This is a genomic window from Caballeronia sp., assembly GCF_028292365.1.
In the GTDB taxonomy this organism is placed as follows: Bacteria; Pseudomonadota; Gammaproteobacteria; order Burkholderiales; family Burkholderiaceae; genus Caballeronia.
Map to the genome: position 1 here is coordinate 1 of NZ_JAQGMM010000203.1, position 5892 is coordinate 5892.

Annotated in this window: 5 protein-coding genes and 1 pseudogene; 1 reads left to right on the forward strand and 5 read right to left on the reverse strand. The window is 61.2% G+C overall.

The window, feature by feature from the left end:
* The coding region (locus tag JWR14_RS12635) for an MFS transporter (RefSeq protein WP_299706787.1) at window positions 1-855 on the forward strand (855 nt) is incomplete at its 5' end.
* Window positions 856-899: 44 nt separating this feature from the next.
* Here the strand turns inward: JWR14_RS12635 and fahA are convergent.
* The 5 genes and pseudogenes from fahA to JWR14_RS12660 form a co-directional block, all read right to left on the reverse strand.
* Window positions 900-2216: a fumarylacetoacetase gene (gene fahA, locus JWR14_RS12640; RefSeq protein WP_299706789.1), complete on the reverse strand. Its 1317-nt coding sequence runs from the start codon at window positions 2214-2216 to the stop codon at window positions 900-902.
* Entirely contained in the window at window positions 2213-3565 is a 1353-nt protein-coding gene (gene hmgA, locus JWR14_RS12645; RefSeq protein WP_299706791.1) for a homogentisate 1,2-dioxygenase, read from the reverse strand. Before hmgA ends, fahA begins: the two co-directional genes overlap by 4 nt.
* Window positions 3566-3587: 22 nt before the next feature.
* Complete coding sequence (locus JWR14_RS12650) at window positions 3588-3809, reverse strand: DUF2783 domain-containing protein (protein ID WP_299706793.1); 222 nt, start codon at window positions 3807-3809, stop codon at window positions 3588-3590.
* Between the two features lie 11 nt (window positions 3810-3820).
* Window positions 3821-5500, reverse strand: coding sequence for an FAD-dependent oxidoreductase (locus JWR14_RS12655; RefSeq protein WP_299706796.1), 1680 nt, complete (start codon window positions 5498-5500; stop codon window positions 3821-3823).
* An 18-nt stretch (window positions 5501-5518) separates the two neighbouring features.
* Window positions 5519-5892: pseudogene (locus tag JWR14_RS12660) on the reverse strand (MBL fold metallo-hydrolase); the annotation flags it as partial.

Here is a 5892-nt window from a genome sequence, read left to right on the forward strand (position 1 = left end):
GCGTTCTTCGGCATCGGCTCGGTGGTCGCCGCGGACCTGGTCGCGCCGAACCGGCGCGCGCAAGCCATTGCGCTGATGTTCACCGGCCTCACGCTGGCGAACGTGCTCGGCGTGCCGCTCGGCACCGCACTCGGTCAGGTAGCCGGCTGGCGCGCGACCTTCTGGGTAGTGACGCTGATCGGCCTGGGCGCGGCCGGTGCGCTGGCCGTGTGCCTGCCGAAGCACATCGAGATGCGGGAATCGAGCATCCTGCGCGAATTCAACGTGCTCAAGAATCCTCAAGTGCTGATGGTGCTGGGCATCAGCGTGCTGGCATCGGCGAGTCTCTTTTCCGTGTTCACGTACATCACGCCGATCCTCGAAGACGTCACGGGTTTTTCGCCGCACGCGGTCACGCTGGTGCTGCTGTTGTTCGGGCTTGGATTGACGGTGGGGAGCACGCTCGGCGGCAAACTCGCGGACTGGAAGTTATTGCGCTCGCTGCTGACGTTTCTTGTATCGATCATCGTGGTCCAGGCCATTTTCGCCGCCACGATGCACGCCGCCATTCCCGCGATGATCACCATCTTCGTCTGGGGCGTGCTCGCTTTCGCGATCGTTCCGCCCTTGCAGATGTTGATCGTAAACCGCGCAAGCGAGGCGCCGAATCTTGCGTCGACGTTGAATCAGGGTGCATTCAACCTGGGCAACGCGATAGGCGCATGGCTCGGCGGCATGGCGATCGGCGCGGGTGCGGCGCTGAATGCGCTACCGTGGGTGGGTGTACTGATGGCGTGCGGCGCGTTTGGACTGACGTTGCTGTCAGCGTCAATGGATCGGCGGGCGCGGCGCGCAAGTATCGGGCAGGCGGTTTAGGGTTCGTTCAGGTTTCGGAGAAGCCAGCGCCGAGGCGCTGCGCTCTACGCCGCTACCCCACGCGCAGGCAAAATCACCCCCCGGCATTCGCCGAACCCCACACGATACCCGTCGCCCTGGCACCATCCGGTGAGCGTCAATTCATCGCCGTCTTCAATAAACCTGCGCTCACCGCCCTCTTCCAGCGTGATCGGGCGCTGTCCGTTCCACGTCATCTCAAGCAGGCTTCCGCATGAATCCGGCGTCGGGCCGCTGATCGTGCCGGAACCCATCAAATCGCCTACCCGCGTGTTGCAACCCGCCACCGTGTGATGCGCAAGTTGCTGCGCCATCGACCAGTACATCAGCTTGAAATTCGTTCGCGAAAGCTTCGTCGCCGACTCAGCCAGCGCCGGTCGCAGGTGCACTTCGAGTTCAATATCGAAGGCATGATTACCGGCGTGGCGCAAATACGGAAGCGGTTCAGGCTCTTGCTTCGGCGTAGCGGTACGGAACGGTTCGAGCGCATCGAGCGTGACGATCCACGGTGAGACCGTGGTCGCAAAACCCTTCGCGTTGAACGGGCCAAGCGGCACGTATTCCCACTGCTGGATATCGCGGGCGCTCCAGTCGTTAAGCAACACCATGCCGAAGATATGCGACTCCGCATCTTCACAGTCAATAGGCTCGCCCAGCGCATTCCCCGCGCCGATGACAAACCCCGTTTCCAGTTCAATATCCAGCTTCCTGCATGCGCTGAACACCGGCCGCTCGGCATCGGGCAATTTGATCTGACCGCTCGGCCGGCGCACTGGCGTGCCACTCACGATCACCGATGAAGCGCGCCCGTTGTACCCAATCGGCATCTCCGACCAGTTCGGCAGTAGCGCGTTCTTCGGATCGCGGAACATGGAACCCACATTGGTCGCATGTTCCTTTGATGAATAGAAATCCGTGTAGCCGGGGATATCGATAGGCAGATGCAGCGTTGCACTCGCCCTGGGCACGAGTGCGCGCGAGCGTAACGCTGCATCGTTTTTCAGCGTGTCGCAACCGGCTGCGAGCAGCGCGCTCACCTGGACGCGAACGTGTCGCCATACGTCACGTCCCAACGCGATAAACGCATTCAACGTGCGCTGCGCGAACACGGCCTCGCCTTCGATCAACCCCGCGCGATGCACAACGGCGAGGTCGAGAATCCAGTCGCCGATCGCCACGCCTGCGCGCGGCAGCGGGTTGATTTCGTCGGTGAAAATGCCGAACGGCAGGTTCTGGATCGGGAAGTCGCTTAAGCGATCATTCGCGGATTCGATCCAGCTTTTCAGCAATGGATTCCGCGTCGCTTCAAGCGCTTCGTGAATGGGACCGGCTGAAAAACTCATCGTTGCTCCGGGTTGAAATGCTTCGTCAGTCCCTGCCAGCACTCGTAGTAGTGCGCCTGCAATTGTGCGGTTTCCAGAGCAAAGCGGGTCGGCTTGATCAGCGTGCGGGTTTCGAACATGAACGCCATGGTGTCCCCCACTTTCACGGGCGTCGATGTATCCGCGTTCGATGCCTTCTCGAAGGTCTGCGCGTCCGGCCCATGTCCGGACATGCAGTTATGCAGGCTGGAACCACCGGGCATGAACCCTTCGGATTTCGCGTCGTAGACGCCATGCACGAGGCCCATGAACTCACTCGCGACGTTCCGATGAAACCAGGGCGGCCTGAAAGTATCCTCATTCGCGAGCCAGCGCGGCGGGAAAATCACGAAGTCGATAGCGTCTACTCCCGGCGTATCCGTCTGCGATTGCAGCACGAGAAAGATCGACGGATCGGGGTGATCGAAGCTGATCGAACCAATGGTGTTGAACAGGCGCAGGTCGTATTTGTACGGTGCATAGTTGCCGTGCCACGCGACCACGTCGAGCGGCGAATGGCCGATATCCGCGCGCCACAACACGCCGTTCATCTTCGCGACGAGTTCAAACGCACCTTCGCGGTCCTCGTAGGCCGCGTGCGGCGTGAGGAAATCGCGCGGGTTCGCGAGACCATTGGAGCCGATGGGCCCAAGGTCCGGCAACCTCAACAAGGCGCCGAAGTTCTCGCAGATATAGCCACGCGCGGTGTTGTCAGGCAGCGAGACGGAAAAGCGCACGCCGCGCGGAATCACTGCTATTTCGAAGGGTTCTATATCGAGCCGGCCGAGTTCGGTTGCAATCGATAACCGTCCTTCTTGCGGCACGATCAGCAATTCGCCATCGGCGCTATAGAAGAAACGATCCCCCATGGAACGGTTCGCGGCGTAGAGATGGATCGCGCAGCCTTGCATGGATTCGGCCGCGCCGTTGCCGGCCATCGTCACCCAGCCGTCGATGAAATCCGTGGGCGCGTCGGGCATCGGCAGCGGGTCCCAGCGCAGTTGATTCGGCGGCGTGGGCGGCACCTCGGCGAAGTTCGCAACGAGCTTCGCGCGCAACGCGTTGCCTTCGATTTGCGTGAACGGTTGATGCACCGCCGCCGGCCGTATCCGATACAGCCACGAGCGCCGGTTGTGCCCGCGCGGTGCGGTGAACGCGGTGCCCGAAAGCTGCTCCGCATACAGGCCGTAGTTCACACGCTGCGGTGAATTGCGGCCGAGCGGCAGCGCACCGGGCAACGCCTCGGTGGCGAAGTCGGCGGCGAAGCCCGATTGATAAACGCGGCTGGTTTCAGTGTGACTCGTGAATGCGCCGGGCGATTCTGGTTTCATGGGCTTGTCCTTTTCTTCAGTTTCATACGCTGGCGGTTGAGGCCGCGACGGAGGCCGCAACGCCACTGCGCGCCATCGACATCGCTTCGCGCAGCACCTCCATATCGCCGATCTGGTTCGACAACAGCAGGATCAACTTGGCGTTCACGAGTTGGCTTTCGTCGTTGCTGAGGTCGCGATGCATGTCGATCAGCGCTTCATAAAAGGCATCGGGATCGGCGAGACGCAAGGTGGTGTCGAGCATGGCGGACCTCATCACGCAGGCTGGGTTTCGTTCAGGGCGCAAATTGCGCGGCTCAGTGCTTCGCGAACGGCTTGGGGTTCTAACGAACGAGCCCGCATCGCAATGTGCTGGTCTGGGCGCAGGAGATAGAACGTGCCGGGATGTGCATCGAAACGTTGGGCCAGGAGACCTTTCACGTCTTCAAGTATTTCAATGCCGTCGCGCGGTTTGATATCGGAACCCGCCGGTACGATCAAAACCAGCTTTATCCGCGGACGCAAATCTTTCAACGCAGTCAGCGCATCCAGGGATTCACCAAACAGTACACCCGCAAACGACGAGCCCATGCGCTGCAAGAACCATCCATCGTGGCCGGCAAAAAACACGGGCGCATCCGCCGCCACCGCGCCCGGCACAAGCGCGCAATCGAAGGCATCTCGATCCGGCGTGTTCAAAGGCGAGCCATGCAGCACAGACGCCGTCGATAACCGCCCGCTGTTCACTATCCGCCGCGCAAATGCACAGTCCTTTGCGAGGCGCAAAGCAGCGTCGCGGAACACACGCGATACGTCGCTCTTCGGTGTGATGAAATCAGTTGAACGCGTGGAGTGGCGAATGTTTTCATCGGCGGCGGCTTCGCGCTCGCTGGCGTAGGAGTCGAGCAAGGCATCGGGCGCATCGCCGTCAATTACCAGTTTTAATTTCCAGCCAAGATTGTCCGCATCCTGCACGCCGCTGTTCGCGCCGCGCGCGCCGAACGGCGATACACCATGCGCCGAATCACCCGCAAACAGCACACGCCCGTGACGAAACTTGTCCATGCGCTGGCATCGAAACGTGTAGACGCTCACCCATTCCAGTTCAAATTCAACGTCGGGTCCGAGCAACGCGCGCACACGCGGAATCACACGTTCGGGCGCTTTCTCCGCGATGGGGTCAGCGTCCCAGCCCAACTGGAAATCGATGCGCCACACGTTGTCCGGCTGCCGATGCAGCAACACCGATTGATTCGGATGAAACGGCGGATCAAACCAGAACCAGCGCTCGGTCGGGAAGTCGGCTTTCATCCGGACATCGGCGATCAGGAAACGATCCTTGAAGGTGCGGCCGTGCGTATCGAGATGCATGAGCGCGCGTACCGGGCTACGCGCACCGTCGGCGGCGACAACGTAACGCGCACGCAGCGTGTATGGCCCATCGGGCGTGTCGATCTGCAGCGAAACGCATTCGTCGGACTGCGCAATACCTGTGACCATGTTGTGCCAGCGGGCATCGAGCAACGGCAACTCGCGTGCGCGCTCAGCCAGATATCCTTCGACGTAATACTGCTGCAAATTGATGAACGCGGGCCGCGCATGATCCGCTTCGGGCAACAGATCAAACGCGTAGAGCAGCTCGTTTTGCAGGAACACCTTGCCTACATTCCAGCTCACGCCCTTCGCGACCATCGGTTCGCCGCAGCCTAACCGATCGAAAATCTCGAGCGACCGTTTCGCAAAGCAAATAGCGCGCGATCCCGACGACAACGTGTGGTCATCGTCGAGCACCACGACCGGGGTGCCCTGCTGCGCGAGGTCGATCGCAATCGCGAGACCCACCGGGCCTGCACCGATCACAACAACCGGATGCAGCGGCGCGCCGCCATCCTGATGGCCGTCCTGATCGGATGAGCGCCGATACTCGAACGTCAGCGTCTGAAAGTCCGTATCCATGATCGTTGTCGTCGCCAATCAGCTTTCGAGCGTCTCCCACATTTCCTTGTCGCGCTGCGCAGTCCAGATGCGCGGATCGCGATATTGCGTGGCTTCGTCGAAGGCGCGCGTGACGTCGAACGGCATGCAGTGATCGAAGATGACCCAATCGCCGAACTTCGGCTTGAGCGCGGCGTACGTGAGCTTGTAGATCTCGTTCAGGTCCTTGCCCGCTGCGGCGCCCAGCTTTACCTGATTAAAGAGTTCGCTCACGAAAGCCCGCGTTCCCGCGATACCGTCCGCCACCTGTTGCGGCGTCTTCAGCGCCGCGCCGCGACCCGGTACGAGTTTCTCGGGATTGAAGGCCGCGAGCGCGTCGAGGGTTGCCGGCCAGTCCTGGTAATAGGCATCGC

Bases quoted from the DNA above. Each gene is read 5' to 3' on its own strand.
- fahA (WP_299706789.1), bottom strand. From the start codon at position 2,216: ATGAGTTTTTCAGCCGGTCCCATTCACGAAGCGCTTGAAGCGACGCGG.
- hmgA (WP_299706791.1), bottom strand. From the start codon at position 3,565: ATGAAACCAGAATCGCCCGGCGCATTCACGAGTCACACTGAAACCAGC.
- JWR14_RS12650 (WP_299706793.1), bottom strand. From the start codon at position 3,809: ATGCTCGACACCACCTTGCGTCTCGCCGATCCCGATGCCTTTTATGAA.
- JWR14_RS12655 (WP_299706796.1), bottom strand. From the start codon at position 5,500: ATGGATACGGACTTTCAGACGCTGACGTTCGAGTATCGGCGCTCATCC.